27 protein-coding genes are annotated in these 23,849 nt (G+C 70.3%); 12 read left to right on the top strand and 15 right to left on the bottom strand.

Going from position 1 to position 23,849, the window contains the following annotated elements; translation table 11 throughout:
• Nucleotides 1–18: 18 nt before the first annotated feature.
• The 6 genes from OS889_RS13260 to OS889_RS13235 form a co-directional block, all read right to left on the bottom strand.
• Nucleotides 19–1,071 (bottom strand): dipeptide epimerase, encoded by a 1,053-nt coding sequence (locus tag OS889_RS13260; protein WP_372390464.1) that lies wholly within the window; start codon nucleotides 1,069–1,071, stop codon nucleotides 19–21.
• Nucleotides 1,068–2,111, bottom strand: a complete 1,044-nt coding sequence (locus OS889_RS13255; RefSeq protein ID WP_372390461.1) for an N-acetyltransferase DgcN family protein — start codon at nucleotides 2,109–2,111, stop codon at nucleotides 1,068–1,070. The genes OS889_RS13260 and OS889_RS13255 overlap by 4 nt, the downstream gene beginning before the upstream one ends.
• A gap of 78 nt (nucleotides 2,112–2,189) precedes the next feature.
• A complete protein-coding gene (locus OS889_RS13250) occupies nucleotides 2,190–3,125 on the bottom strand; it encodes a Vms1/Ankzf1 family peptidyl-tRNA hydrolase (protein WP_372390459.1) in 936 nt (311 codons plus the stop codon).
• A gap of 140 nt (nucleotides 3,126–3,265) precedes the next feature.
• A complete protein-coding gene (locus OS889_RS13245; RefSeq protein WP_372390457.1) occupies nucleotides 3,266–3,616 on the bottom strand; it encodes a DUF5802 family protein in 351 nt (116 codons plus the stop codon).
• Nucleotides 3,617–3,713: 97 nt separating this feature from the next.
• Nucleotides 3,714–4,025 carry a DUF7977 family protein gene (locus OS889_RS13240; RefSeq protein WP_372390455.1) on the bottom strand — a complete coding sequence of 104 codons (312 nt, stop codon included), beginning with the start codon at nucleotides 4,023–4,025 and terminating at the stop codon, nucleotides 3,714–3,716.
• Entirely contained in the window at nucleotides 4,015–5,067 is a 1,053-nt protein-coding gene (locus OS889_RS13235) for a zinc-binding dehydrogenase (protein WP_372390453.1), read from the bottom strand. Before OS889_RS13235 ends, OS889_RS13240 begins: the two co-directional genes overlap by 11 nt.
• 107 nt (nucleotides 5,068–5,174) lie before the next feature.
• On the opposite strand from OS889_RS13235, the gene dnaJ reads away from it, so the two are divergent.
• Together dnaJ and OS889_RS13225 are read left to right on the top strand one after the other, a co-directional pair.
• Nucleotides 5,175–6,350, top strand: coding sequence for a molecular chaperone DnaJ (dnaJ, locus tag OS889_RS13230; RefSeq protein ID WP_372390451.1), 1,176 nt, complete (start codon nucleotides 5,175–5,177; stop codon nucleotides 6,348–6,350).
• Nucleotides 6,351–6,546: 196 nt separating this feature from the next.
• Entirely contained in the window at nucleotides 6,547–7,431 is an 885-nt protein-coding gene (locus OS889_RS13225) for a PhzF family phenazine biosynthesis protein (RefSeq protein WP_372390449.1), read from the top strand.
• Nucleotides 7,432–7,445: 14 nt separating this feature from the next.
• On the opposite strand, the gene OS889_RS13220 is transcribed toward OS889_RS13225, so the two are convergent.
• Entirely contained in the window at nucleotides 7,446–7,832 is a 387-nt protein-coding gene (locus tag OS889_RS13220) for a cupin domain-containing protein (protein ID WP_372390447.1), read from the bottom strand.
• A 98-nt stretch (nucleotides 7,833–7,930) separates the two neighbouring features.
• Here OS889_RS13220 and OS889_RS13215 point away from each other — a divergent pair, with 98 nt between their 5' ends.
• The 3 genes from OS889_RS13215 (at nucleotide 7,931) to OS889_RS13205 (ending at nucleotide 9,339) form a co-directional block, all read left to right on the top strand.
• A complete protein-coding gene (locus OS889_RS13215; RefSeq protein WP_372390445.1) occupies nucleotides 7,931–8,248 on the top strand; it encodes a cupin domain-containing protein in 318 nt (105 codons plus the stop codon).
• A 76-nt stretch (nucleotides 8,249–8,324) separates the two neighbouring features.
• Nucleotides 8,325–9,119, top strand: a complete 795-nt coding sequence (locus tag OS889_RS13210) for an acyl-CoA synthetase family protein (protein WP_372390444.1) — start codon at nucleotides 8,325–8,327, stop codon at nucleotides 9,117–9,119.
• A 25-nt stretch (nucleotides 9,120–9,144) separates the two neighbouring features.
• On the top strand, nucleotides 9,145–9,339 hold the full coding sequence (locus OS889_RS13205; protein WP_372390442.1) for a hypothetical protein: 195 nt from the start codon (nucleotides 9,145–9,147) through the stop codon (nucleotides 9,337–9,339).
• A gap of 56 nt (nucleotides 9,340–9,395) precedes the next feature.
• Here the strand turns inward: OS889_RS13205 and OS889_RS13200 are convergent, their stop codons facing one another.
• Nucleotides 9,396–10,346, bottom strand: a complete 951-nt coding sequence (locus OS889_RS13200; RefSeq protein ID WP_372390441.1) for a WD40/YVTN/BNR-like repeat-containing protein — start codon at nucleotides 10,344–10,346, stop codon at nucleotides 9,396–9,398.
• A gap of 213 nt (nucleotides 10,347–10,559) precedes the next feature.
• Here OS889_RS13200 and OS889_RS13195 point away from each other — a divergent pair, with 213 nt between their 5' ends.
• The 3 genes from OS889_RS13195 to OS889_RS13185 all read left to right on the top strand — a co-directional run bounded on the left by OS889_RS13195 (nucleotide 10,560) and on the right by OS889_RS13185 (nucleotide 11,742).
• Nucleotides 10,560–10,739 (top strand): DUF8015 family protein, encoded by a 180-nt coding sequence (locus OS889_RS13195; protein ID WP_372390439.1) that lies wholly within the window; start codon nucleotides 10,560–10,562, stop codon nucleotides 10,737–10,739.
• Between the two features lie 86 nt (nucleotides 10,740–10,825).
• Complete coding sequence (locus OS889_RS13190) at nucleotides 10,826–11,272, top strand: DUF2240 family protein (protein ID WP_372390437.1); 447 nt, start codon at nucleotides 10,826–10,828, stop codon at nucleotides 11,270–11,272.
• Between the two features lie 65 nt (nucleotides 11,273–11,337).
• Nucleotides 11,338–11,742 carry a DUF7993 family protein gene (locus OS889_RS13185; protein WP_372390435.1) on the top strand — a complete coding sequence of 135 codons (405 nt, stop codon included), beginning with the start codon at nucleotides 11,338–11,340 and terminating at the stop codon, nucleotides 11,740–11,742.
• 15 nt (nucleotides 11,743–11,757) lie between these two features.
• Here OS889_RS13185 and OS889_RS13180 read toward each other — a convergent pair whose 3' ends face one another.
• The gene (locus OS889_RS13180) at nucleotides 11,758–12,417 is read right to left on the bottom strand and encodes an HAD family hydrolase (RefSeq protein ID WP_372390433.1); all 660 of its coding nucleotides are present in this window, start codon (nucleotides 12,415–12,417) and stop codon (nucleotides 11,758–11,760) included.
• Nucleotides 12,418–12,531: 114 nt separating this feature from the next.
• On the opposite strand from OS889_RS13180, the gene OS889_RS13175 reads away from it, so the two are divergent.
• Entirely contained in the window at nucleotides 12,532–13,824 is a 1,293-nt protein-coding gene (locus OS889_RS13175; protein WP_372390431.1) for a DNA double-strand break repair nuclease NurA, read from the top strand.
• A 21-nt stretch (nucleotides 13,825–13,845) separates the two neighbouring features.
• On the opposite strand, the gene OS889_RS13170 is transcribed toward OS889_RS13175, so the two are convergent.
• The gene (locus OS889_RS13170; protein WP_372390429.1) at nucleotides 13,846–14,193 is read right to left on the bottom strand and encodes a DUF7113 family protein; all 348 of its coding nucleotides are present in this window, start codon (nucleotides 14,191–14,193) and stop codon (nucleotides 13,846–13,848) included.
• Between the two features lie 122 nt (nucleotides 14,194–14,315).
• Between OS889_RS13170 and OS889_RS13165 the strand changes: the two genes are divergently transcribed.
• Both OS889_RS13165 and OS889_RS13160 read left to right on the top strand, forming a co-directional pair.
• A complete protein-coding gene (locus tag OS889_RS13165) occupies nucleotides 14,316–16,217 on the top strand; it encodes an ATP-binding protein (protein ID WP_372390427.1) in 1,902 nt (633 codons plus the stop codon).
• Between the two features lie 71 nt (nucleotides 16,218–16,288).
• On the top strand, nucleotides 16,289–16,729 hold the full coding sequence (locus OS889_RS13160; RefSeq protein ID WP_372390425.1) for a universal stress protein: 441 nt from the start codon (nucleotides 16,289–16,291) through the stop codon (nucleotides 16,727–16,729).
• 64 nt (nucleotides 16,730–16,793) lie between these two features.
• Here the strand turns inward: OS889_RS13160 and OS889_RS13155 are convergent, their stop codons facing one another.
• Nucleotides 16,794–19,019 carry a CDC48 family AAA ATPase gene (locus tag OS889_RS13155; RefSeq protein ID WP_372390423.1) on the bottom strand — a complete coding sequence of 742 codons (2,226 nt, stop codon included), beginning with the start codon at nucleotides 19,017–19,019 and terminating at the stop codon, nucleotides 16,794–16,796.
• A 204-nt stretch (nucleotides 19,020–19,223) separates the two neighbouring features.
• Between OS889_RS13155 and larC the strand changes: the two genes are divergently transcribed.
• The gene (gene larC, locus OS889_RS13150) at nucleotides 19,224–20,525 is read left to right on the top strand and encodes a nickel pincer cofactor biosynthesis protein LarC (RefSeq protein WP_372390421.1); all 1,302 of its coding nucleotides are present in this window, start codon (nucleotides 19,224–19,226) and stop codon (nucleotides 20,523–20,525) included.
• Between the two features lie 17 nt (nucleotides 20,526–20,542).
• Here larC and OS889_RS13145 read toward each other — a convergent pair whose 3' ends face one another.
• The 4 genes from OS889_RS13145 to OS889_RS13130 all read right to left on the bottom strand — a co-directional run bounded on the left by OS889_RS13145 (nucleotide 20,543) and on the right by OS889_RS13130 (nucleotide 23,566).
• Nucleotides 20,543–21,313 carry a hypothetical protein gene (locus OS889_RS13145; protein WP_372390419.1) on the bottom strand — a complete coding sequence of 257 codons (771 nt, stop codon included), beginning with the start codon at nucleotides 21,311–21,313 and terminating at the stop codon, nucleotides 20,543–20,545.
• A 196-nt stretch (nucleotides 21,314–21,509) separates the two neighbouring features.
• On the bottom strand, nucleotides 21,510–21,854 hold the full coding sequence (gene rpl12p, locus OS889_RS13140) for a 50S ribosomal protein P1 (protein ID WP_372390417.1): 345 nt from the start codon (nucleotides 21,852–21,854) through the stop codon (nucleotides 21,510–21,512).
• 18 nt (nucleotides 21,855–21,872) lie between these two features.
• Entirely contained in the window at nucleotides 21,873–22,931 is a 1,059-nt protein-coding gene (locus tag OS889_RS13135) for a 50S ribosomal protein L10 (RefSeq protein ID WP_372390415.1), read from the bottom strand.
• Entirely contained in the window at nucleotides 22,928–23,566 is a 639-nt protein-coding gene (locus OS889_RS13130) for a 50S ribosomal protein L1 (RefSeq protein WP_372390414.1), read from the bottom strand. Before OS889_RS13130 ends, OS889_RS13135 begins: the two co-directional genes overlap by 4 nt.
• Nucleotides 23,567–23,849 lie beyond the last annotated feature (283 nt).

The raw sequence follows: 23,849 nt of genomic DNA, 5'->3' as shown, positions 1-23,849 counted from the left end.
CGCGGCGTCGACCGCCCCCTACTGCGGCCGCGCGCCCGTCCCCGCGAGCCCGCGGTCGGCGAGAGCGCTCAGCCGGATCTCGCTCCCCTCGGTCGGCACGCCGGCGTACTCGTCGTCAGCGAGCAGGAGCGCGCCATCGAGGTCGGCGTAGTCGACGAGCGGCGCGAGGTTGCAGGCCGCGGCGATGGCCGCGTTCGTCTCGATCATACAGCCGAGCATCACTTCCAGTCCGTGCGCCCGCGCGGCGTCGACCATCCGGCGGGCTTCCGCGAGACTGCCGCACTTCATCAGCTTGAGGTTCACGATGTCGGTGCGGTCGGCGACCGCGGGGACGTCCGGGAGCCGCACGCAGGACTCGTCGGCGGCGATCGGCAGCGGCGAGCGCTCGTAGACGAACCGCAGGCCCTCGGGGTCGTCCGCCGACACCGGCTGTTCGACGAACTCGACGCCGTGAGGTTCCAGGTCCTCGATCGTCCGTAGCGCCTCCCGCGGCGTCCAGGCCTCGTTGGCGTCGACTCGGATGCGCGCCTCGGGCGCCTCCTCCCGGACGGCGGCGACGATTTCCCGATCTCTGTCGGTCCCGAGCTTCACCTTCAGGACGTCGTAGCCGTCTTCGACGGCCGCGCGCGTCTTCTCGCGCATCCGCTCTGTCGAGTCGAGGCCGATCGTGAACGACGTCTTCGGCGTCCGCTCCGGGTCGATCCCCCACTGACGGTACAGCGGCACGCCGAGGCGCTTGGCGGCGAGGTCGTGGAGCGCGACATCGACCGCGGCGTGCGCGGCGGGGTTGTCCGCGACGACGGCCCGCTGCTCGCGTTCGATTCGGTCGATCGCGTGCGGGTCGCCGACGTCCTCGACGACGTCGAGAAAGTCTGGCAGGACTGCCTCGACCGTCGCCGGCGTCTCGCCGTAGTGCTCCGACGGCGCGGCCGCGCCGACGCCCTCGTGTCCCTCCCCGTCGCGGATCCGCACGACGACGTTCTCGGCGTCTGTCTGCGTGCCGCGCGAGATCGTGAAGGCGTCGGCGAGCGGGAGCGAGAGCCGCTCGAACTCGGTCGTGAGCGTCGTCATTCGTCGAGGATGGCGTCCAGCACCGCGTCCGCATCGAAGCGGACGGGGTCGGTCGCGGGCGCGCCCAGTTCGTCGGTGAAGTCGTCGACGGCGGCGCGGGCCGCCTCGTCGCCGTCGACCCCCGAGGTGTTCAGCGCGCCCGCGACGACGTCGCCCTCGTGGACCGGGGCGGCGAGCCCCTCGTAGAGGTCGACGTACTCCCCGATCGGCGGGAGCGCGAAGTCCTCGTAGCCGTGGATCGCCTCCCGGCCCGCGGCGTGACAGAGCACCATCGAGTCGGGCATCGCGCCGTGGAGGATGCCGCAGGTGACCGCCGAGTACGCCGGGTGGACGATGCTGCCCTGGCCCTCGACGAAGAGGACGTCGTAGTCGTCGCCGACCTCGAGGAGCATCTCCTCGACGGCGCCCGCGGTGAAATCCGAGATCACGCGGTCGATCGGGTTCCCCCAGCCCGCGATCATAATTCCCGTCTGCCCCGTCGGGATGAAGCCGGCGTCGACGCCGCGCTCGCGGGCGGCCTCCATCAGTTCCAGCGCGACCGTCATCTTCCCGACCGAGCAGTCGGTGCCGACCGTCAGGACGACCTCGGCGTCGACGTCGGCGCTCTTCCCGGAGGCGACCGTCAGGTCCTCGGGCGGCTTCCGGACGTCGCGGAGGTCGACGCCGTGCTCGTCGGCCAGCGCCGCGAACTCCTCGTCGTCGGCGAGGAAGTAGTGGAGGCCGGCGACGACGTCGCAGCCCCGCTCGATCGCCGTGCGGACGTCCGGGCGCCAGGAGTCGTCGAAGCCGCCGCCGATCGGCGCGATGCCGACGAGCAGCGTGTCGGCGTCGGGCGCGTCGGCCATCGACTCGACGATCGGGACCTCGGGCAGGTCCGCGCGGTGGTCCGCCGCCGTCGTCCCGGCGCGGTCGCGGTCGAGGACGGCGACCACGTCGTAGTCGGCGTACTTCAGGACGCCCGTGGCCGTCTTCGCGCGCTCGGGGAACTTCTCGTGGGCGAGGACGACCACCCGCTCGGCGTCGTCGGCGTTTCCTGTCATAGTCGAGAACAGGCCGAGGGCTGATTTAACGGTCGTGGTCCGCGCGTCGGGCGTCGGTCGCAGCTACGACGGCCAGTATCAGAGGAGCCACAGCCGCGTCGTCCAGAACTCCCGGACCGCGTCTCCGAGCGCCGGTCCCGGCTCGCCCGTCGCGTCGACGGCGGCGGTCCGGTCCGTGAGGTCGGTGAACCGCCCGAGAACGGTCTCCTCGCCGAGGACGACCACGTCGGCGTCCGCGGACGGCAGCGCGCTCGCGTCCTCCGCCGCCCCGTCCGCGCCGCCGAGATGCGCTTCGAGCACCTCGCGGGCCCGGTCGAGGTGGTCGTCGACCTGCTGGTCGCGGCGCCGCTCGAACCGCGCCTGCGAGAAGCCGCCCTTCGAGTGCGTCCCCATCACGTCGGACTCGACGTCGTCGACGAGGGTGACGTCCGCGCCGTCGTAGACGCCGAGCGCGAACAGGTCCGAGCGGACGAGCGCGACCCACACCGGATTCTCAGGGACGAACCACGCGCGGTCGAGGCGGAACCCCTCGCCCCACTCGGCGAAGGCCGCGGGCGCCGTCGGCGGATCGAGCGCGGCGGCGACGAGGCCCGCGTCGTCGACGCAGACCAGACAGGGCGCGGCCCGGCGGACGAGCGCCGCGCGCTCGCCGAGCGCCTCCGAGACGGGGTCGGGGACCGACTCGCGGACCATCGCCGTGAGCGCGCCCTCGGCGTCGGTCGCGAACGAGTCCAGCCGCGAGATGATCTCGTCCCGTCGCGCGCCCCGGAGGTCGGCGGTCCCGCGGAACGACACGTCCGAGTCCTCGCCGGAGAGCCGTTCGACGCGCTCTTCGAGGCCCTCGATCCGGTCTTCGAGGCGGTTGATCTCGGTCTCGGCCTCCTGGCGCTTGCGGACGGCCTCCGAGCGGCGCTCCTCTTCGGCCTCGGCGCGGCGTTCGAGGTGGCGCTTTTCCTCCTCCAGTTCCTCGATCCGGGCTTTGAGCTCCGCCCTGCCGAGCAACTCGTCGAGCATACTCCGAGGCGCGGCCGCGGGCTACTTATACTGTCGGACGCGGCGCGAGTGGCCCCCTCATAGTGATTACTCTCGTCTCTTACCGCCGAACGCCACCCCCGGTAACGGCGTTCGGCGGTAAACAGTGAGAGTAATCACTATCAAGCCACCGCCGCGTCGTCGCCGAAGCGATAGCCGGAGTACTTGAGCAGTTCGGCGGCGCGCTCGCCCTTCGCGAGCAACACGTCGCGCTCGGCCGGGAGGTTCTCGTCGGTGACCGATTCGGGGACGGCGAGGGTTCCGGAGGGGATGTCCTCGTCGCCGAGGACGGGGATGTGTCCCGTATCAAGCTTCATCACGAGCGGCGCGTCGACGCGGAACAGGCCGCGGCCGCCGTAGAGACGCTCGTTCATCGCTTCGTGGTCCGCCCGCTGGATCGCGGGCACGTCCCTGTCGGACGGCTCGACGTACAGCCGTCCGAGGTAGTAGCTCGTGGAGAACGATCCGAACATCTGTGAGAGATGTTGTCACACACACTGGGTCATAAGTCTTTTCGCAAACCTACAAGTCGAAGCGCAAACAGCGCGGACCGTCCGGCGATTTCGCGGGCTATCGCTCGCCGTCGCCGCCGGCGGTCATCGCCCAGACGGCGACCAGCCCGAGGGCGGCCGCCGGGAGTAGCGGGAGGACGAGCAGCGAGGCGATGTACGGGACGCCGATCGCCGAGAGGACGCCCGGCCGGACGTAGATGATCCCGGGCACGACGAGCAGACAGACGACGAGAGTCGCGACGAGGGCCCAGCCGCGGGTGCCGAAGTCGTCCTTCCCGGCGCTGTCCGCGGCCGCCTCCCCGCCCGGCGCGTCGCTGTCGCCGTCGACGGCTCCCGGGCGATGGACGTATCCCTCGTCGTCAGAGCTCACTGTCCGGGATTACGACCACCTTGCCAAAGCCCTCACGGTTCTCGATCAGCTCGTGCGCCCGCGCGGACTCGCTCATCGGCAGCGTCGCGCGGATCCGCGGCTCGAACGTGCCGTCCCAGACGAGGCCGAGCACCTCCTCGACCTGCTCGGGCGTCGCCATCGTCGATCCGATGATCTCCAACTGATTCCAGAAGATCCGGTTCAGCGCCGCGTCCGGGTCCGGCCCCGTCGTCGCCCCGCAGGTGACGAACCGGCCGCCCTTGCGGAGGCTCTGCAGCGAGCCCTCGTAGGTGGCTTCGCCGACGTGGTCGACGACGACGTCGACGCCGCGCCCCCCGGTGATCTCGTGGACTTCCTCGGCGAAGTCTTCCTCCTCGTAATCGATCAGGTGGTCCGCGCCGCACTCGGCGGCGTACGCCAGTTTCTCCTCGGAGGAGGCGGTCGCGTACACCTCACAGCCGGCGTGGTCGGCGATCTGAACGGCCGCGTGGCCGACGCCGCCGGAGGCGCCGTGGACGAGGACGTGCTCGCCCGCCCTCACCTCGGCGCGGTGGACCAGCATTCGCCAGGCGGTCCCGAAGACGAGCGAGGCCGACCCCGCGACCTCCCAGGCGACGCCCTCGGGGACGGGAATCAGGTTCGCCGCGGGGACGGCCGCGTACTCGGCGTGGACGCCGGGGGAGTGCTCGCCGATGATGCTGAAGTCCGGCGCGAGCGTCGGGTCGTCGCGTCGTGAGGCGATCGAGCCGGCCGTCGGGCCGTCGCCGCCCGTGACGCCCGCGGTGAGCGCGACGCGGTCGCCGGGCTCGAAGCGCGTCACGTCTTCTCCGACTTCCTCGACGACGCCGGCCATATCGCTGCCGGGGATGTGTGGAAAGTCCAGATCGAAGCCCAGTCCCTTCCGGGTCCAGACGTCGAGGTGATTCAGCGCGGCGGCCTTCACGTCGACCAGGACGTCGTCGCGGCCGACCTCGGGATCGGGTACTTCGGCGTACTCGATGACGTCGCGGTCGCCGTGTTCGGTGATGGTGACGGCCTTCATACCGGCCCCTCGCCCGGCGCGTATAAAAGTGGTTCCCGAGGGGCCTGACCGAGGTTCCGAAACCCGTTCCGTTGAAGTACCTCAACCGATAACGACTGCGACAACGAATGAGCGAGGACTTCTACGACGTGCTCGGCGTCTCCAGGGACGCGTCCGAGGACGAGATCAAGCAGGCCTACCGCAAGAAGGCCGCGGAGTATCACCCGGACGTCTCCGACGACCCCGACGCCGAGGAGAAGTTCAAGAAGATCAAGAAGGCCAAGGAGGTCCTCACCGACGACGAGAAGCGCCGGATGTACGACCAGCTCGGCCACGAGCGCTTCGAGCAGGCCGAAAAGCGCGGCGGCTTCGAGGGCGGCGCCGGCGGCCGCGGCGGCGGGCAGGGCCGCGGTAATCCCTTCGGCGGAATGGGCGGCGGCGGCGGACAGGGCAGCCCCTTCGAGGACATCTTCAATCAGTTCTTCGGCGGCGGGCAGGGCGGCGGCCAGCGCGGCAACCGTCCGCGACAGGGTCAGAACCTCCGCACGCAGGTCGCCCTCGACCTCGAAGAGGTCTACGAGGGCGTCGAAAAGCAGTTCACCGTCACCCGCCCCGAGCGCTGTTCGGAGTGCAACGGCCGCGGGCACCCCGCGGACGCCGACGTCAACACCTGTCCGGAGTGCAACGGCCGCGGCCAGACCACCACCGTCCGCGACACCCCGCTCGGTCGCGTCCAGCAGACCCAGACGTGCCCGCGGTGTGACGGCTCGGGCGAGAGCTACAGCGAGACCTGTTCGACCTGCGGCGGCGACGGCATCACCCGCGAGGAGGCGACGCTCTCGGTCGACATCCCGCCGGGCATCCGCGACGGCCAGACGCTCCGGATGGAAGGCGAGGGCGCGCCCGGCGAGAACGGCGGCCCCAACGGCGACCTCCTAATCGACGTCTCGGTCCGGGACCACGACACCTTCGAGCGCGACGGCGACGACCTCTATCACCGCCTTCCCATCTCCTTCCCGAAGGCGGTCTTCGGCGCCACCGTCGAGGTCCCGACCGTCGACGGCGCCGCCGAACTGGAGATCCCCGCCGGAACCCAGAGCGGCGAGGAGTTCCGCGTGCGCGGCGAGGGGATGCCTCACCTCCGCGGCCGCGGCCACGGCGACCTCTACGTCCAGGTCCAGGTCGTCACGCCCGAGGACCTCAATCAGGAGCAGAAAGAGGCCCTCGAGGCGTTCGCCGAGGCCGGCGGCGAGGACATCGACGTGAGCGAGGGCTTCTTCGAGAAGATCAAGAACTCCTTCTAATCCACCTTTTTTACGGGGGTCCTCGGCCGCGCGGAGGGCGGCCTCGAACCCCCGCAAAAAATCTGGACCAAAAAAGAGCCGCGAGACTCGCGACGCGAGTCTCGCGGTGCGACACGGACGGCTTTCCGCACCGCCGCAACGAACCGCGATCGCCCCGGGACAAACGATTTACCGACCGCTCTCGCAACCGAGGGTTATGCGAAACGCCCTCCACCTCGTCGACGTGTTCGCGCGGGAACGGTACGCTGGAAACCAATTGGCGGTCGTCGAAGACGCGGGCTCGCTCTCCGACGCGGAGATGCAGGCGTTCGCGGCGGAGATCGGCTTCTCGGAGACGACGTTCGTCGGCGAGCGGTCCGACGGCGCCTGGAGGGTCAGGATCTTCACGCCCGAGGCGGAGATCCCCTTCGCCGGCCACCCCACGCTCGGGACGGCCCACGTCGTCCGCGAACAGATCGCCGCGGGGCGACCCGATTCCGTGACGCTCGATCTCGACGTCGGCGAAATTCCCGTCGAGGCTCGCGAGCGCGACGGGCGCGAGACGCTGTGGATGTCCCAGCGGCCGCCGGAGTTCGGCGCCGAACTGTCTCACGAGGCCCTGGCGGACGTGCTCTCCTTGGACCTCGCGGATCTCGACACCGACTGGCCGGTGCAGGTCGTCTCGACGGGCCTGCCGACGATCGTCGTGCCGCTGGGATCCCGGGCGGCGCTGACAGACATCGACGTCGACCGCGACGCCTACGACGCCGTGACCGGCGACCGCGACGCCAAGAACGTCCTGGCGTTCTGTCGGGACCCCCGCGACGACGACAACGATCTCGCGGTCCGGGTGTTCGCGCCGTTCTACGGGGTGCCCGAGGATCCCGCCACCGGCTCCTCGAACGGCTGTCTCGCGGCGTATCTGGTCCGGCACGAGGTGCTCGGCACCGGCGAGATCGACGTCCGCGTCGAGCAGGGCTACGAGATGGGCCGGCCCTCGATGCTGCACTTGCAGGCCCGCGCGACGGCCGACCGGATTCAGATCGAGGAGGGCGGCGCGGTGGTCCCGGTCGCGCGCGGCAATCTGGCCCCGAACGAGTGACTGACCCGCGGGGCTCAGTCGCCGTCCTCGACGACGTACGAGCCGAAGTCCTCGACCGAGCCGACCGGCGGCGCGCCGAACGCCAGCCAGACGTGCGTCTCGTCGGTGTGGTTCAGTAGATTCCGGACCGTGTCGGGGTGGACGCGCACGACCTCCCCTTCGGCGACGTCGTGAACCTCGCCCTCGATACCGATCTGCCCGTCGGTCATCGCGACGAACACCTCCTCTTGGCCCTCGTGGGTGTGCGGGGTGGTCACCTCTCCGGGCTCTACGATCACCTGATTCACCCGGAGCTCCGCGGCGCCGAGCCGCTCTGTGAGCTTCCGGACCGACGTCTCGCAGGTGTCGAACTGCTCTTCCGGAACGCCCTCGGGATCGACGGTGCTGAAGCCCTCGCTCATAGTGGCTCCCAGACCGCTCGGGACCAAATATCTGGGTACGCGCCGACCGCTCGCCGGGACCCCCACTTTCAGGTGCCGCTCGACCGTAGTCACGGGCGATGTCGCACACGAAATCCCACTACACCGACGGCGACGAGAAGGCCCCCGGGATGTTCTTCCTCCGGGAGGAACTGGACTGCGAGAACCTCGGTTTCACCGTCGTCGAGGTCGACGCCGGCTGGGAGGGAATGAAGCACGACCACGAGGACCGCGATCACGAGGAGGTGTACTACCTGGTCGACGGCACCGCGAGCCTGGAGATCGACGGCGACACGGTCGACCTGGATCCGGGCGACGCCGTCCGCGTCGCGCCCGAGGCGGTCCGGACGCTGACGGCCGACGAGGACAGCACCCTCGTCGTCGCGGGCGCGCCCTGAGCCCGCAGGCGCCCGCGGACGGCCCGGGGCCGCGACAGCCGACGGCGTTTTTGCGTCGCCGCGCCGACCGTCCGGTATGACCGCCCATCCGGACGGGAACGGGACCGACGACTTCCCGGCGCCGCCCTCGGACCCGGCGACGATCGGCGACCTGGTCGCTCGCGACCGGCGGACCTCGGGGACCGCGCTCCGCGCCGAGGGGCCCGGACGGACGTACAGCTACCGCGACTTCGTCACCACCTCGTACAAGTCCGGTAACGTCCTCCGCTACTTGGGGGTCCGCGCGGACGACGAGGTCCTCGTCGTTCCCGACGCCCTCCCGGAGCCCGTGCTCGCGTTCTACGGGGCGGCGCAGTTGGGCGCTGTGACACGCTTTGCGGACGCGACCGACGGCACCGACGATCCGCCGCGGGCCATCCTCGCGCCGGTCGACCGCGAGGCCGACTTCGACCTCCCGCCGGGCCACCGCCTCGCCGTTCACGGCGGCCCGCCCGATGCGCCCGCGACGACCCACTGGGAGTCGGAGGTCTGGAGCGAGAACCCCGCGGTCCACCCCGCGAGCGTCGACTCGCAGGACCCCGTGCTCGTCGCCGACGGGCGGACGTACTCGCATCGGGACCTGCTCGCGGCGGCCGAGACCGTCGTCGCCGAGGCCGACCTCCGTCCCGGCACCGACGTCGTCGTCGACGGCCCGTTCGCGGACCCGCTCGTCGTCGCCTCGGGACTCGTGGCCCCGATTCTCGCGGGCGCGACCGTCGTCCTTCCCGACGAGGGAGACGACTCCGCGGACGCGGATGCGAGCGCGGTGACGACCGGCGAGCTCCGCGAGCACCTCGTCTTCTCGTCGAACGGGAACCACGACCGGGCTTAACTCCTCGGACGTCCAACACGTAGCTATGTTCCTCAGAGTGACCGCGCTCGCGTTCGGACTCGCAGAACTGCTTGCCCCGCGTCGGGTGGTCGACTTCTGGATGGCGCTGGCGACCGACGACGACGGCGAACCCCGCTCGTGGATCTACACCGCCGCGCGGATCGAAGGGGTCCTCCTCGTGCTGTGGGCGCTCACGCGGGGCCGATCGGACGGATCGTAGCGGCCGCCCCGCGGGCACTGTCTCGGCATCGGCGGCCGGTGCTCGCGGACGACCGGCTACCGCTCGATGACGATTCCGCCGGCACCGACCGCGAGGTCCCTGTCCCCGCGGACCACCGCCTTGAGGTTCGCGCCGGTCGGCGTCGGCGTCCGTTCCCAGCGGCCGTCGGATAGTTCGTAGGCCTTCCCGCCCCCGCCGACGGTGAGGCCGCGGCCCCCCTCGACTTCGACGTCCCGGAGGCCCGCGTCACCCGTGTCGACCGGGATCCACTCCGAGCCGTTCCAGTGGAAGATCCGGCCGCCCCCGCCGGAGACCCACACGTCGTCGGGGGCGTCGGCGTCGACGCCGTAGAAGTTCACGTTGGCGTCGGCGATGCCGGCCTTGTTCCAGACGCCGCCGTCGGCGGTGCGGAAGACCGACTTGTTACCGTCGACGAGGTGTCCGGCCCGCTCGCCGTAGAAGTCCACGGCGTTGACGTTCGAGCCGCTCCCGGGCGTGACGTACTCCCAGGTGCCGCTCTCGCCGTTCTCGAAGCTGTAGTAGATCTTGCCCGAGTCGCCGGCGACGTAGACGTTCGCCTCGCCGGCGCGCCCGGTCACGGCGACGTCGTTGTAGTTGTTCGTGTTGTCGAGCGGCGCCGAGTGGTCCGCGAGCGTCCCGGACTCGACGTCGTACTCGCCGATCGCCCCACTCGCGCCGACGAACCACAGCCGGGAGCCGTCGTCGGTCACGTCGGCGCCGTAGAGGTTGTTCCCGTTGCCGGTCGGGCCGCCGTCGAGGACCTTCCGCCAGGCGCCGCCGGCCCGCTCGATGACGACGCCGCCGCCACCGACGGCGTACGCGCCCGCGGCCGTGTACTCGACGTCGTGGAGGGTGCCGTCGACCGGCGTCTCGGCGACGGTCCACCCCGACTCCGCGGCCGCTGCCGTCGCGGGGACCGCGGCCGCCGCGATCGTCGCGCTACTCGCCTTCAGGAACCGCCGTCGCGAGATGGTGCGTTCGGACATCGCATCCGACCCTCGGGGCGGGTGACACTTAGTGGCCGGAAGCGCTCAGTTCGGATTAACGCCGTTTGTGCGGCTTAACGGTCGGTTTCTCCCCGAAATCCGCGCTCTGCCCCGATCTCCCGCGCGCTCTCGGATACCGCCGTCGGCGCCCGGTTCACTCGCGTTAATTGTCATAAGATATTTAGTACCCGTTCTAATTAGATGTAATTACCAATGGACGCGCCACGGGGAGCGCCGACGCGGTACGACTACGTGTTGGGCGGAATGGGACTGAGTCTGGTCTGCGGCGGCGCGGTCGGCCTCGCGTCGGCGGTCCCGCTCGCCGTCGCCAGCAGCGTCGCGTCGGTCGTCGCGGCGGCGATGCTGCTCGTCGGGACGGTCGGCCAGTTCTGATCTGTCGCCGGGGTCGGTTCCGCCGGGCCGATCCGACTTTCGGACCGAATCCGGAAACTCTTGTTCCGGGCGTTCCTCGTGCGCGTATGAGCCTCGAAGTCGCGGTCGCGGTCCCGTTCAAGCAGCAGGGGACGACGCGGCTCGGGGAGGGCGAGTTCGTCGTCGCGCTCGCGCTGGACCGGAGTTGGTTCTCGCCGGATCAGGCGAAGCGACTCATCGACGTCGGCGCGGGCCGCGGCCTGCTCGCCCGCGAGGACGGCGACGTGGTCGCGCAGTTCGACCCCGCGTCGGTCTCGGTGCCCGAGGAGTTCGAGCCCGACGAGTCGATCCTCCGCGAGCAGTCGACCTTCGAGCGGATCCTCGATGCGCTCGTCGCCGACGGCCACGACAAACAGGAGGCGGTCGCCGCGATCAACGAGACCCAGCGGCGGCTCGGCATCGCCGTCGAGGCGGCCGCGGCGCTGTACGCCCGCCGCCGCGGCGTCGACGTCGGCGACGCGGCGCGGGCGGCGCGCGACGAACTCCGGGAGTGACAACAACGCTGTGGGGCCGCGACGGCGAACGGAGCCCTCTTTTCGCCCCGCGGGCAAGGCCACCCATGGTCGAGGACCGACTGACCGACGGGCGCCGCATCGCGCAGTTCCTCGCGAGCGAGGTGACGGGCCACGACGACTTCGATACGCTCGCGGTCACCGACGCCGACCCCGACGTGGAGCCGACCCCGGACGGAGCCTTCGCCTACGCGATCGAGCCCGCTCGCGGCGACGGCGACCGCGTCGCGTCGGTGTTCGTCCAACCGGATCGGGTCCGCATCGAGTTCGCGCGCGCGGTCGAGGCCGCCGCCGACGCCGCGGACGAGGCGGGGCTCCGCGTGCGTCCGAAGGCCGTCCGCCCGCCGAAGACGCTCGTCTTCGTCGGGGACGGCGCACAAGTGAAGTGGACGCTCCCGGTGTGGCGGGCCGTCGTCTCGGAGATGGCGGAAGTGCGCGAGAGCGACGAATAGCGCAGAAGGGCGGATTCAGAGGCCGTCGAGGACCTCGGGCAGTCGCGTCACCAGTTCCTCGCGCGGGAGGTGGACCGCGGCGCGCGGCGAGGGCTCGGGGCCGCCCTCGTAGAGGACCTGGATCGGCACGAGTCCGGCCTCGGCGGCGCCGGCGATGTCGGCGTCGACGTCGTCGCCGACGTAGGCGGTCTCTCCGGGATCGGTTCCGAGCGCGTCGAGCAGCGCCTCGAAGGCGGCGGGATCGGGCTTGCCGGCGTCGAGTTCGCCGGTGACGAGCGCGGTATCGAACATATCGCCCCAGCCGAGCGTCGCCAGCTTGTCGCGCTGGGCGAGGCGGGGGCCGTTCGTGAGCAGGCCGACGCGGTACTCCGATCGGAGCCGCGTCAGGAACGGTTCGATCTCCGGGACGGGGACGAGGGCGTCGGCGATCTCCTCGCGGTACGCCGTCGCGACGCGCTCGGGGTCGACGTCGGTGTCGTGGTCGGCGAGCAGATCGGCGAAGATGGGCGTGCGTGTCTCGCGGGTGAGGTTCCGGCGGTGCGCGTCCAGGTAGGCCTCGCGGGAGAGCGGCGGCGCGTCGGCCATCTCGGCGGCGTCCCCGAGGATCGTCGCGCGGTCCCGGGTGGGGACCGCGAGCGTCTCGTCGAGGTCGAACCCGACCGCGGTGACTGTCACGGGCGGGCGTACGTCGTCGCGACGTATGACTGTTCCCACTCGGGACCCGCCGCGCTCGGGTCGCTCCGCGCCGACGACGCGGGCTTTTTCTCGCCGCGCGTCCAGTGGTGGGACGTGACGCTCGATCCCGTCCACGTCGACAGCATCGCGGACCTCGCCGCCTACCTCGCGCGCCAGGTGGACGACTCGGACCACGTCGACGTCGCGGCGCGGATCTGGTCGGAGTTCTTGGACCCGCTGTACGGCCCCGACGGGCGCGTCGTGATCGAGCCGGTCGACGAGCGACGCCTCCGCGCGGCCGACGCCGAGGACGCCGCGCTCGCGCCCGCGCCGTTCGAGACGACCCACGGGCTCGACTCCGGGACGATCAACCCCACGACGTTCAAGAACGGCCTAGTCGTCGACGTCGCCCAGGCGGCGATGGCGGCCGTCCCCTCGGACCTGGACCTCCACCGCCACCGGAGCATCGTGGCCGCGACGCACGTCAACGACGGGACCGTGCCACTCGACGAACCCTGGCGGAAGCTCGACGAGGGCTACTGCCGGTGGCGCGTGATGAACGTCCCGCGCGTGAACCGCTACGCCGAGGGCATCGTCCACGCGCTCGCGCTCTACCTCGCCGAGAGCGCCCACGCGCTCGAACACGCCGGGTCGGTCTCGGATCTGCTGATCCTCGACGGCCCGCTGTATCCGGTCGAACTGCTGAACTGGCGCGACCGCGACGCCGAACTCCGCGAGCTCGCCGAGGAGCTCAAGCCCCGCTCGGTCGTCGAGAACTACGTCCGGCTCGTGGAGTCGTTCGTCGAGCGCGAGGTGCCGCTCTGCGGCTTCGTGAAGAACCCCGCCTCGAAGCGGATCGTCGGCACGCTCCGCGACCGCGACGACGGGATCGACGTCCCGTGGACCGACGACGCCGCGTTCTTCACCCGGCTGTTGGAGCGCCGGCGGGAGGTGCCGGACGCGTCGGCCCCGGCGGACGCGGCCGATCACGGTCGCGAGGGCCGCCGCACCGACGAGGTGACGTTCACGAACTGGTTCGTCTCCCGGGGCGGCGTCGACGCCGCGGTCGCGGCCGACGGCGACGCCTACGGGGTCGAGCGGCGACTCGATCCCGAGCTGTACGAGACGTGCTTCTTCGCGATCTACGAGCCGCAGACCGACGTGCTCTACCGCGTCGAGACGCCGCGCGCGTTCGCGAGCGACCCGGAGGTCAGGGAGGCGCTGACCCGGCAGTTCGTCGGCGAGGTCGCGGCCCGGCGGGGGCCGCCCGAGGCGGTCGCGAAGGCGGATGAGCTCGCGCGGATTGGCGCCGGCGAGAAGTCGTCGCTCCGGCGGAAGTTCGAGGACGCGCTCGACAGCGACGAGGTCAAGCGGTACGACGAACTGCGGTGGGGCGACTTCGAGTGATCGCGCGAGCGGGTCGGGAGATCAGGAGTGTTCGGCGCCCGGCTCTTCTTTCAGGACCTCGACGTCGACCTCGGACTCGGGGACGCCCACGCGGGCGAACTGGGTCCGGACGTGTTCCTTGGCCGCATCGAGCGCGCGCTCGCGGGTCTCGAATCCGCGCGGCATCGGCGACTCGAAGGCGACGTGTTTCGTCTCCCCGTCGATCACCGTCTCGGAGCCGCCGCTTTCGACCTCGTAGAAGGCGTCGCAGACCCAGACGTAGGGGGCGTCCTCGTCGGGCGCGCCCTTGTAGGAGGGCGCGCGCTCGCCGCGCTCGAAGATCGTCCCCGTGAGGGTCGTCCCGCCGCCGTGGCCGCGCACGAGAAGCATACCTCCGGTAGGACCCCGGCGGGGAAAAGCGGCCCGGCGTGGCGACTCGCCGCGCGCGTCCGGTCGCTGGCGGCCCGGAGAGCAGTCCTTATTAGTCGCTGCCGACGCAGAGGGAAGACGAGATGGATCTCGGGGACTTCGAGCCGGGCGCGGACGACCGACCGACCGACGACGAGGGCGACGCCGGCGGCGAACCGAGCCGCGACGACGAGGCGAACCGCGGGAGCGACGCGGCCGCCGACGGCGATCGAGTCGAGGCCGGCGACGGAGGGACTCCACGCGACGACGACTCGCCCGACGAGGTCGCCTTCGAGCCGTACGACGCGTCGCCGGCGGGTCGGGACCGCGGGCTCGGCGCGATCTCGGTCTCTCAGGGCCTCCGCGTCGCCGAGGACGGCGACGAGACCTCCCTGCGCGCGTACGTCACCACCGACAACCGCGACGCCGTCCGGCTCGGGAAGTACCTGCTCGTCCCCTACCCGGACGACGAACTGCTGTTCGCGAAGATCACCGCCCTGGAGTACGCCCAGGAGTTCCAGACCGACGACGCCACCGAGATCCACGCCCGGCGCGCGATGCGCCGCGACCAGTTTGAGGAACGCGACTACAAGTTCGTCGCGTCGCTCGACCCCCTGGCGGTCCTCTTCGAGGACGGGGGACGCGACGACGAGCGGACGCTGAAGCGCCGGATGGTCGACCGCGTGCCCAAGCCCGGCGCCGTCGTCACCGAGGCCACCGACCCCGACCAGATCAAGACCGGCCTGAAGATCCCCTCGGCGGGCATCTTCCTCGGGCACCTCTCTGTCGGCGGCGAGAAGGTCCGGACCGCGGCCGAGCCGCCGACGATCGACTACCGGCTCCGCGACGACTACAGCGACGGCGACCCGCTCGTCTTCCGGCACACCCTCGTCGCCGGCGGCACCGGGTCGGGCAAGACCCACGCGACGAAGAACGTCCTCCGGCAGCTCCTCGACGAGGAGCGGACCTACGAGATGGACGACGGCCGCTCGGCCCGCCTCGCGGTCGTGCAGTTCGACCCGCAGGACGAGTACGCCCAGATGCACGACGACAACCCCGAGATGGACGCAGAGACGAAACGGCGCTACGAGCGCGAGGGGATCGTCCACGGCGGCTACGACGACACGGTCGCCTTGGTGCCGAAGGAAGACAGCGTGCCCTACGGCGGCGACAACCACCGGGCCGAGCAACTGGAGTTCACGATCCCCTTTTCGATGGCGCGCGACCGGCCCTGGCTCGTCGCCGGCAGCAGCTTGAACGAGAATCAGTACGCCGCGCTCCGTCAGCTGCTGTCGCGCTTCTTCGGTGAGTACGGCGACGGCGGGACGTACGCGGAGTTCAAGACGTTCCTCGACGACCCCGCGCTCAAAGAGCAGCTCGACGAGTCGGGGCGCGTCCACGAGTCGACGTTCGACGCGGTCAAGCGCCGGGTCCACGGCGTGCCGAACGGCGTCTTCGACCAGTCCGCGCGGCCGATCACGGAGCTGGACCACCAGCTCGTCCGCCCCGGCGGGCTGACGGTGATCCCGACCTACCACCTCTCGACCAGCCGCGCGAAGGAGCTGTTCGTGCTCGCGGTGTCGAGTATGCTCATCGACGACAAGCTCTCGAACGCCCCCGACTCGACGCGGATAAAGGAGACGCCGCTCCTCCTGGGGATGGACGAGGCCCACAACTTCCTGGCCGACGCCGACACGGTCCAGGCGCGGAAGGTCATCTCGAAGTTCACCGAGGCCGCGAAGCAGGGCCGCAAGGAGCGCCTCGGGCTCTTCCTCGTCACCCAGGACCCCCAGGACGTCGCCGAGTCGGTGTTCAAGCAGATCAACACCCGGCTCGTCCTCAACCTCGGCGACGAGGACGCGATAAAGAGCGTGAACATCCCGCCCGCCCTGGAGGACAAGGTGCCGTACATGGAGAAGGGCCAGGCGGTCGTCTACTCGCCGGACAACTCCGAGCCGGTCGAACTGAAGGGCCTGCCGGTCTGTCTCACGCGCCACGGCGACTGAGTCGCCCGACGGCTCCGGGTCGCGGTGCGCTCGGTTGCTGTTTTTTATACGTCGACGGTGTAGGCGGGCGTATGCCGAGGCACGTACTCGTCCCGCTCGACGGCTCGCCCCAGGCGCTCTATGCCGTCCGGTTCGTCGCCGACGAGTGGCCGGACGCCCGCGTGACGCTCCTCCACGTGATCGACCCCGTACAGGCGGGCTACCGCGCCGGCGTCCTGCCGACCGGCTCGGAGGACTGGTACCAGGAGGCGAAGGCCGATGCCGAGGAGATCCTCGCGGAGGGACGGGACCTGTTGGCCGGCGAGCGCGAGTCCGACGGCGCCGCCGCCGTCGAGACCGTCACCGAGGTCGGACGCCCGGCGGCGACGATCGTCGAACAGGCCCGCGACCGGGACGCAGACCACGTCGCTGTCGGCAGTCACGGCCGGCGCGGCGTCTCGCGGCTCCTGCTCGGCAGCGTCGCCGAACACGTCGCGCGGCGGTCGCCCGTACCGGTGACGATCGTCAGATAAGAAACGAGAAACGAAGAACGAAGATCCCGCGACCCGGCCGCCCTGCACCGCTACGGTCTCGGCCTCACTGGAAGCCGATGCGGCCGTCGCGCCGCTCGCCGAGCCGCTCGCTGCTGCCGCCCTTGAACTGCTCTTGCATCTCCTCGTAGTACTCCATCAGGTCGTCGGTGATCGTCGGCCGGACGGACTCCATCGCCTTGCGGAAGTGCCGCATCTCGATCTCCTCGGCGTCGCCGTCCTCCCTGAGCGCCTCGATGGCGGCCTCGCGGCCGATCGTCTCCAGGTCGGAGCCGACGTAGCCGTCGGTGATCTCGGCGATCTCGCGCAGGCTCACGTCGGGCGCGAGCGGCGAGTCGCGGGTGTGGATCTTGAGGATCTGCTCGCGGCCCTCCTCGTCGGGCTGGCCGATCAGCACGAGGCGGTCGAACCGCCCGGACCGGATCAGCGCCGGGTCGATCATATCCGGGCGGTTGGTCGCGCCGATGACCATCACGTTGCCGTTCTCCTCCAAGCCGTCGAGCTCGGTCAGGAGCTGATTGACGACCCGCTCGGAGACGTTGTTGCCGGTGTCGCCGCCGCGGCTGGGCGCGAGGCTGTCGAGCTCGTCGAAGAAGATGATCGTCGGGCTGACCTGGCGGGCCTTCCGGAACGTCTGCCGGATGGCCTTTTCGGACTCGCCGACCCACTTCGAGAGGAGCTGCGGGCCTCTGACCGAGATGAAGTTCGCGTTCGTCTCGTTGGCGACGGCCTTCGCGATCAGGGTCTTGCCCGTCCCCGGCGGCCCGTACAGCAGCACGCCCTTCGGGGGATCGATCCCCATCCGCTCGAATCTGTCCTCGGAGGTGAGGGGCCACTCGACGCTCTCTTTCACCGTCTGCTTGGGATCTTCGAGCCCGCCGACGTCGTCCCAGGACACCTTCGGCAGTTCGACGAGCACCTCCCGCATCGCCGACGGCTCCACGTCCGCGAGGGCGCCCTGGAAGTCCTCGCGCTTGACGATCATCCGGTCAATGAGGCTCGGCGGGATGTCCTCCTCGTCGAGGTCGATCTCGGGGAGGTATCTGCGGAGGGCCTTCATCGCGGCCTCCTTCGTCAGCGACTCGATGTCGGCGCCGACGAAGCCGTGGGTCTCGTCCGCGAGGTGGTCGAGGGAGACGTCGTCAGACAGCGGCATCCCGCGGGTGTGGATCTGGAGGATCTCCTTCCGTCCGGTCTCGTCTGGCACGCCGATCTCGATCTCGCGGTCGAAGCGGCCGGGGCGACGGAGCGCGGGGTCGACGCTGTCGACGCGGTTCGTCGCCGCGATGACGATGACCTGGCCCCGCGTTTCGAGGCCGTCCATCATCGTCAGCAGCTGGGCGACGACGCGGCGCTCGACCTCGCCGGTGACGTCCTCGCGCTTGGGCGCGATCGAGTCGAGCTCGTCGATGAAGATGATAGAGGGCGACTCCTCGGTGGCGTCCTCGAAGATCTCGCGCAACTGCTGTTCGGACTCGCCGTAGTACTTCGAGATGATCTCGGGGCCCGCGATGGAGAAGAAGCTCGCGGAGGTCTCGTTGGCGACGGCCTTCGCCAGGAGGGTCTTGCCCGTCCCCGGCGGGCCGTGCAGCAGCACGCCCTGCGGCGGCTCGATCCCGAGCTTCTTGAAGATCTGCGGGTGCTTCATCGGGAGCTCGACCATCTCCCGCACGCGCTGGATCTCGCTCTGGAGGCCGCCGATGTCCTCGTAGGTGATCCCGCCGCCGGTCTTCTCGAAGCCCGAGATGGGCTCCTCGCGGAGTTCGACCTCGGTGTCTTCTGTCACCAGACAGACGCCGTCGGGCTCGGTCTCGACGGCGATGAGCGGGATCGCCTGGCCGGGCGAGCGCATAAACGGATGGTTCGTCGAGGACATCACGGGCACGATGTCGCGCTCGACGACCGGCCGCTTGAGGATCTGGCGTTTCACCATCCCGGCCGCGTCGGAGCCGAACTGGACGCTCGCCTCCTCGGGCGGCGCGAGCACGAGCTTCTCGGCTTTGGTCTCTTCGGCCTTCCGGATCGTCACCCGCTCGCCGATGCTGACGTCGGCGTTCTGTCGCGTGAAGCCGTCGATGCGGACCGTGTCGGTGTTCCAGTCCTGCCGGTCCGCGCGCCACACCTTCGCCGCCGTCGTCTCGGCGCCCTCGATTTCGATGATATCTCCCGGCGAGAGCTTCAGATGCAGCAACGTGTCCGGGTCCAGACGGGCGATACCGCGCCCCGAGTCGTTCGGGTACGCCTTCGCCACTTCGAGTTGAACTTCGTTCATGATTGGGTCGCGGGGATGCGTCCCGCCAGTCGGTCACGACCGGGGTTAAGTCCTTCCCTGCGTCCGCTCGCGGGGCGGTCCTGCCCCGGTGTGACACTCTGTAGCATCGTTCGATTCGGGGATACAAATCCTTACCGACCGCGGCAGAGACGCGGCCCGCGCCCGTCTCGCTGGACCTTTGCCGTCCCGCCGCGATTTGTCGGTATGCGCACGCTCGCTTTCGACGGTCGGATGGGCGCCAGCGGCGATATGCTGCTCGCGGCCCTCCTCGACGCCGGCGCCGACCCCGACGCGCTCGCGCCGGTCGAAGACGCCCTGGATCTCCGGTACGACGTCGGGACCGTCGACGAGAACGGCATCGCCGCGACGCGGGTCCGCGTGGTGTTCGCCGACGACCGAGAGCGGACTCACGGGCAGGCTCACGACGGACACGGTGACCACGACCACAGTCACCACACCCACGACCGGGACGGCCACGATCACGACGCCGCTAATGGAACGCCCGCGGAGGGTCACGGCCCACACCGTACCTATCCTGAGGTGATCGAGATCGTCGAGTCGATGGATCTCCCGGACGCGGTCGAAGCAGACGCCAAGGCGATCTTCCGGCTCCTCGGTGAGGCCGAGGCGGCCGTCCACGACACCGACCTCGACGACACCCACTTCCACGAGGTCGGCGCCGACGACGCCATCGCCGACGTCGTCGGCGTCGCGCTCCTCCTCGACGACCTCGACGTCGAGCGCGTGGTCACGACGCCGCTCTCGACCGGCGACGGCTCCCAGGAGATGGCGCACGGCGAGTATCCGATCCCCGCCCCCGCCGTCGTCGAGATCGCCGCCGACGCGTCGTGGTCGCTCCGCGGCGGCCCGGTTGACGCCGAACTCCTCACCCCCACGGGGGCGGCGATCCTCGCGCACGTCGCGGAGGGCGTCGACGCGCTCCCGACCCTCGACGTCGACGCGTCGGGCTACGGCGCGGGCGGCTACGACTTCCCCGAGCGGCCGAACGTCCTCCGTGCGCTCGTCGGCGACGGCGGCCGCCGGCTCGACCGTGACCAGATCACCGTCCTGGAGACGAACCTCGACGACGCCTCGCCCGAACTGCTTGGCGGGCTCCAGGAGACGCTCAAAGCCGCCGGCGCGCGCGACGTGACGATCCTCCCGACGACGATGAAGAAGTCCCGCCCCGGCCACCTGGTGAAGGTCATCGTTCGGCCCGAGGACGCAGAGCGCGTCGCCCACCGGCTCGCGGTCGAGACGGGGACCCTCGGCGTCCGGGAGCACGGCGCCGGCCACCGCTGGGTCGCCGGTCGCGACTTCGAGACGGCCGAAATCGACGTCGACGGCGACACCCACGAGGTCGCCGTGAAGATCGCGTCCGACGCCGACGGCGACCCCTACGATTACAGCGCGGAGTACGACGACGCGCTTTCGGTCGCCACGGCGACCGGGCTCCCGGTCCGCGAAGTGATGCGCCGGGCCGAGGCGGCGGTGCGCAGCGAGTAGTTCCGCTCGTCGCTCTGCTACTGCTCGTCGCCTTCGTCCGCTTCGTCGGCCCCGGCGCCCCGCTCGCGGTGGGCCTCCAGCGCCTCCCTGACGGTGAGTTCGCCGGCCGCGACCCGGCGGGCGAGCCCCTCGTCGATCGTCCGACCGTCGGCCGATGCCTCCCGCGAGCGGTTCTTGATGCGCTGGAGTTCCCCCGCGGTCGGCTCGATCTCGCGGCTGCTCACCTCCTCGCCGGGGAGCCGCGCGATGTTGACCGCCGCGAGGACGTCGCCCATCCCCCGCGCGCCGGTCCCGAGGTAGGGCGTCGTCCCCGTCTCGTCGACCAACTCGACGGCGACATCGTCGAGGTCGTTGACCAACTGCGAGCCCTGGAGCCGCGCGCCGTCGCCGATCCGGACCACCGGATCGGGCTCGTCTTCGACCTCCCGTCTGACGGTCTCGACGGCGTCCGCGAGCGGCACCTGGAACGCCGCGACGACGGTGTCGCCTTTGAGCACGGCGATGCCGGGGCGCGTCCCCGGGTCGACGCCGACGACCGTCCGCCCGCCGCCGCCCCGGAGGATCGAGACGACCTCCTCGACGGCGCGGCGTGCGCCGTCCGCGTCCGCGACCACGGTCTCGACGTCCGCGGGCGTCTCCACGCGGTCCTCCGGCGCGCGGATCACGACCCGCGTGCGGTCGGGGAGCCCCTCGCCCGGCTCCTGGGTGGTGAAGGTCACGCCCCGGTCCCGGAGTTCGTCGACGACGTCGTGGTACAGCTCGAAGTCGTCGGTCGCGACGACGATCACTCCCGGCGTTTCGGCGTGATCGTATATATACTGTCGGCTCGGGGCTGTTCGGCGGGCGGCGCGCGCCCCGACGACGACGCGGCTCGCGACCGCGCGCGGGTCGCGGACGCGCGGCTCGCCGGGTGGCGTCGAAAGAAATCGGTTCGGGAGACGAGTCGGCGCGACGTCCGGATCGGACGGTCGGCGTCCGTCGGCTTCAGCCGAAGAGGTTGCCGAGGCCCTCGCCGCTGGCCTCTTCGTCCTCTTCCTCGTCGGCGTCGCCTTCGTCGGCCTCCTCTTCGGCCTCGTCGGCGTCGCCCTCGTCCTCGTCGGCGTCGGCCTCGTCGGCACCGCCGGCGGCGCCGCCCGAAGCGGGCGCGGGCGCGGCGGCGGCCGTCTCGACGGCCTCCTCGATGTCGACGTCCTCCAGCGCGGCGACGAGCGCCTTGACGCGGGATTCCTCGACGTCGACGCCGGCGGCCTCCAGGACCGCGGTGACGTTGTCTTCGTTGATCTCTTCGCCCGATTCGTTCAGGATGAGCGCAGCGTAAACGTATTCCATTGTTGTGTACCTCGTGTGTTATCCGAACATCGCGCCGAGTCCTTCGGCACCGTCGTCGTCATCGTCGTCGGCCCCGCCGTCGTCGGCGTCAGTTTCTTCGTCTTCGTCTTCTTCGTCTGCCGATTCTGCTTCCTCGTCGCCCGTCTCGGCCGACTCGTCGGCGGCCGGTTCGGGCGCCTCGACCCCCCGGAGTTCCTCCGGGAGCGCCTCGTCGTCGTCGATCTGGGCCGCGAGCGTGCGGACCTGCGCGTCGGCTTTCGCGACGAGATCAGGCAGCACGTCGGGGTCCTCGATGGCGGCGAACAGCCCGAGCGCCTTCGCCTCGCCGGCCGCCTTGGCCAGGAGGGTCGGGGTGGACTGCGCCGTCGGGTACTCCGCGTTGACCGCGAGGTTCCGAGCGGCCGCGGCGGCGGACTCGATGTCCGCGCGGTACTCGTCGACGTCGATGGCGAGTTCGTCCGGCTCGAACAGGACGCCCTCGGAGAAGACGCCGCGGAGGTCGAGCCCGACTTCCTTGGGTTCGATGCCGAGCTCGGAGAGGACGCCTTCGAGGTCCTCGGAGACCTCCTCGCCGGCTTTGAGCACCTTCGAGTCCTCGGTGACCTGGATCGAGCCGTCCTGGATCCGGGCGGCGGCTCCGACCTGCTGGAGCTCGCCCACGAACGGACCGGGATCGACGCCCGTGTCACCCTCGGGGATGACGATGTCGTTGGGGGCGACCTCGCCCGCGCTGATCGGCGCGGGGGTCTTCGAGGCCTCGAGCTGCTTGTAGAGCCCGAAGGGGTTGTCGTTGGTGCCGACGAGGGCGACCTGGCCCGAGACGTACTCGGTCAGGTCTTCGAGGCCGTCGTCGACCTCCTCCAGCGCGCGGACGGTGAGCGTGTTGCGGCTCATCCGCAGTTCCGCGCTGCCGTGGAGTTCACGGCGCATGCTCTGGAGCTGCCGGCTCGGGATGCCGGCGACGTCGACGACGCCCACCGACTGGTAGCTCTCCAGGAAGTCGACCAGTTCGGCGACCTCCTCTTTCTTCCACTCGGGGATCGTCTCGGTGCGCCGCGCGGAGGCACTGCCGCTCATGCGGGTACCTCCACGGACGGGCCCATCGTCGTCTTCACGTACATCGAGTCGATGTTGAGCGGGCCCTTCTCCAGGCTCGCTTCGAGTCGACGGACGATGACGTCGATGTTGTCCGCGATGTCGTCGGCGTCCATGTCTTCGGCACCCACGCGGGTGTGGAACGTCCGGCGGTCGCGGGAGCGGAGTTGCACCGTGTTCTTCATCCGATTCACTGTCTCGACGACGTCGTCGTCCGGCTGGAGCGGCGTCGGCATCTTCCCGCGCGGACCGAGGACCGTCCCGAGGTAGCGGCCGATGTCTTGCATCATATCGGCTTCTGCCACGAAGAAGTCGGTCTCGTCCGCGAGGTCTTTTGCCGCGTCGGTGTCGTCTCCGAGGTCTTCGAGGTCGTTGCCGTCCAGTACTTGGTCGGCGACGTCCTCGGCTCGGAGCGCGGTCTCACCGCTCGCGAAGACGACGATCTGCGTCTCCTGTCCGGTGCCGGACGGGAGAACGACAGACTCGTCGACACGTTTCGACGGGTCGTTTAGGTCGAGGTCGCGCAGATTCACGGCGAGGTCCACCGTCTCACGGAAGTTCCGCGAGGGGGACTCGTCGAGTGCGCGAGAGACTGCGTCAACTATCGTATCTGCCATTATTCACCTCCGTAGTACGCAGGATTGCTCCTACGGGTCAGTGAAACAGGCGTCTGCCTGCCTCGTCGGAGCGAAGGAGGATGGCGGACTTAAGTCCGTCGAAGCGGAAGCCCCGTACCGCCGGATTTCGGGCTCGAAACGCCCGATCTGTGGGAATCGTCTGCACGGACCGAACCCCGCGGACGCGCCGCTGTGCGGGCGCTCGGACGCGGCTGACGGACCCAATGGTGGAGGGTCGGACGAAACTCGCAGAGAGAAGGGCGGCCGGTCGCGGTCGCGGCCC

The organism is Halobellus sp. MBLA0158, from assembly GCF_041477585.1.
In the GTDB taxonomy this organism is placed as follows: Archaea; Halobacteriota; Halobacteria; order Halobacteriales; family Haloferacaceae; genus Haloquadratum; species Haloquadratum rubicundus.
Note: the sequence above shows the minus strand (reverse complement) of the source record. Positions and strands in the feature narration are given on the sequence as shown.

Bases quoted from the DNA above. Each gene is read 5' to 3' on its own strand.
- OS889_RS13205 (WP_372390442.1), top strand. From the start codon at position 9,145: ATGTTCCTCAGAGTGACCGCGCTCGCGTTCGGACTCGCAGAACTGCTT.
- OS889_RS13170 (WP_372390429.1), bottom strand. From the start codon at position 14,193: ATGCTTCTCGTGCGCGGCCACGGCGGCGGGACGACCCTCACGGGGACG.
- OS889_RS13235 (WP_372390453.1), bottom strand. From the start codon at position 5,067: ATGAAGGCCGTCACCATCACCGAACACGGCGACCGCGACGTCATCGAG.
- OS889_RS13260 (WP_372390464.1), bottom strand. From the start codon at position 1,071: ATGACGACGCTCACGACCGAGTTCGAGCGGCTCTCGCTCCCGCTCGCC.
- OS889_RS13185 (WP_372390435.1), top strand. From the start codon at position 11,338: ATGGTCGAGGACCGACTGACCGACGGGCGCCGCATCGCGCAGTTCCTC.
- OS889_RS13160 (WP_372390425.1), top strand. From the start codon at position 16,289: ATGCCGAGGCACGTACTCGTCCCGCTCGACGGCTCGCCCCAGGCGCTC.
- larC (WP_372390421.1), top strand. From the start codon at position 19,224: ATGCGCACGCTCGCTTTCGACGGTCGGATGGGCGCCAGCGGCGATATG.
- OS889_RS13190 (WP_372390437.1), top strand. From the start codon at position 10,826: ATGAGCCTCGAAGTCGCGGTCGCGGTCCCGTTCAAGCAGCAGGGGACG.
- OS889_RS13250 (WP_372390459.1), bottom strand. From the start codon at position 3,125: ATGCTCGACGAGTTGCTCGGCAGGGCGGAGCTCAAAGCCCGGATCGAG.
- OS889_RS13200 (WP_372390441.1), bottom strand. From the start codon at position 10,346: ATGTCCGAACGCACCATCTCGCGACGGCGGTTCCTGAAGGCGAGTAGC.
- OS889_RS13195 (WP_372390439.1), top strand. From the start codon at position 10,560: ATGGACGCGCCACGGGGAGCGCCGACGCGGTACGACTACGTGTTGGGC.
- OS889_RS13245 (WP_372390457.1), bottom strand. From the start codon at position 3,616: ATGTTCGGATCGTTCTCCACGAGCTACTACCTCGGACGGCTGTACGTC.
- OS889_RS13155 (WP_372390423.1), bottom strand. From the start codon at position 19,019: ATGAACGAAGTTCAACTCGAAGTGGCGAAGGCGTACCCGAACGACTCG.
- rpl12p (WP_372390417.1), bottom strand. From the start codon at position 21,854: ATGGAATACGTTTACGCTGCGCTCATCCTGAACGAATCGGGCGAAGAG.
- OS889_RS13225 (WP_372390449.1), top strand. From the start codon at position 6,547: ATGCGAAACGCCCTCCACCTCGTCGACGTGTTCGCGCGGGAACGGTAC.
- OS889_RS13210 (WP_372390444.1), top strand. From the start codon at position 8,325: ATGACCGCCCATCCGGACGGGAACGGGACCGACGACTTCCCGGCGCCG.
- OS889_RS13220 (WP_372390447.1), bottom strand. From the start codon at position 7,832: ATGAGCGAGGGCTTCAGCACCGTCGATCCCGAGGGCGTTCCGGAAGAG.
- OS889_RS13130 (WP_372390414.1), bottom strand. From the start codon at position 23,566: ATGGCAGATACGATAGTTGACGCAGTCTCTCGCGCACTCGACGAGTCC.
- OS889_RS13135 (WP_372390415.1), bottom strand. From the start codon at position 22,931: ATGAGCGGCAGTGCCTCCGCGCGGCGCACCGAGACGATCCCCGAGTGG.
- OS889_RS13165 (WP_372390427.1), top strand. From the start codon at position 14,316: ATGGATCTCGGGGACTTCGAGCCGGGCGCGGACGACCGACCGACCGAC.
- dnaJ (WP_372390451.1), top strand. From the start codon at position 5,175: ATGAGCGAGGACTTCTACGACGTGCTCGGCGTCTCCAGGGACGCGTCC.
- OS889_RS13215 (WP_372390445.1), top strand. From the start codon at position 7,931: ATGTCGCACACGAAATCCCACTACACCGACGGCGACGAGAAGGCCCCC.
- OS889_RS13255 (WP_372390461.1), bottom strand. From the start codon at position 2,111: ATGACAGGAAACGCCGACGACGCCGAGCGGGTGGTCGTCCTCGCCCAC.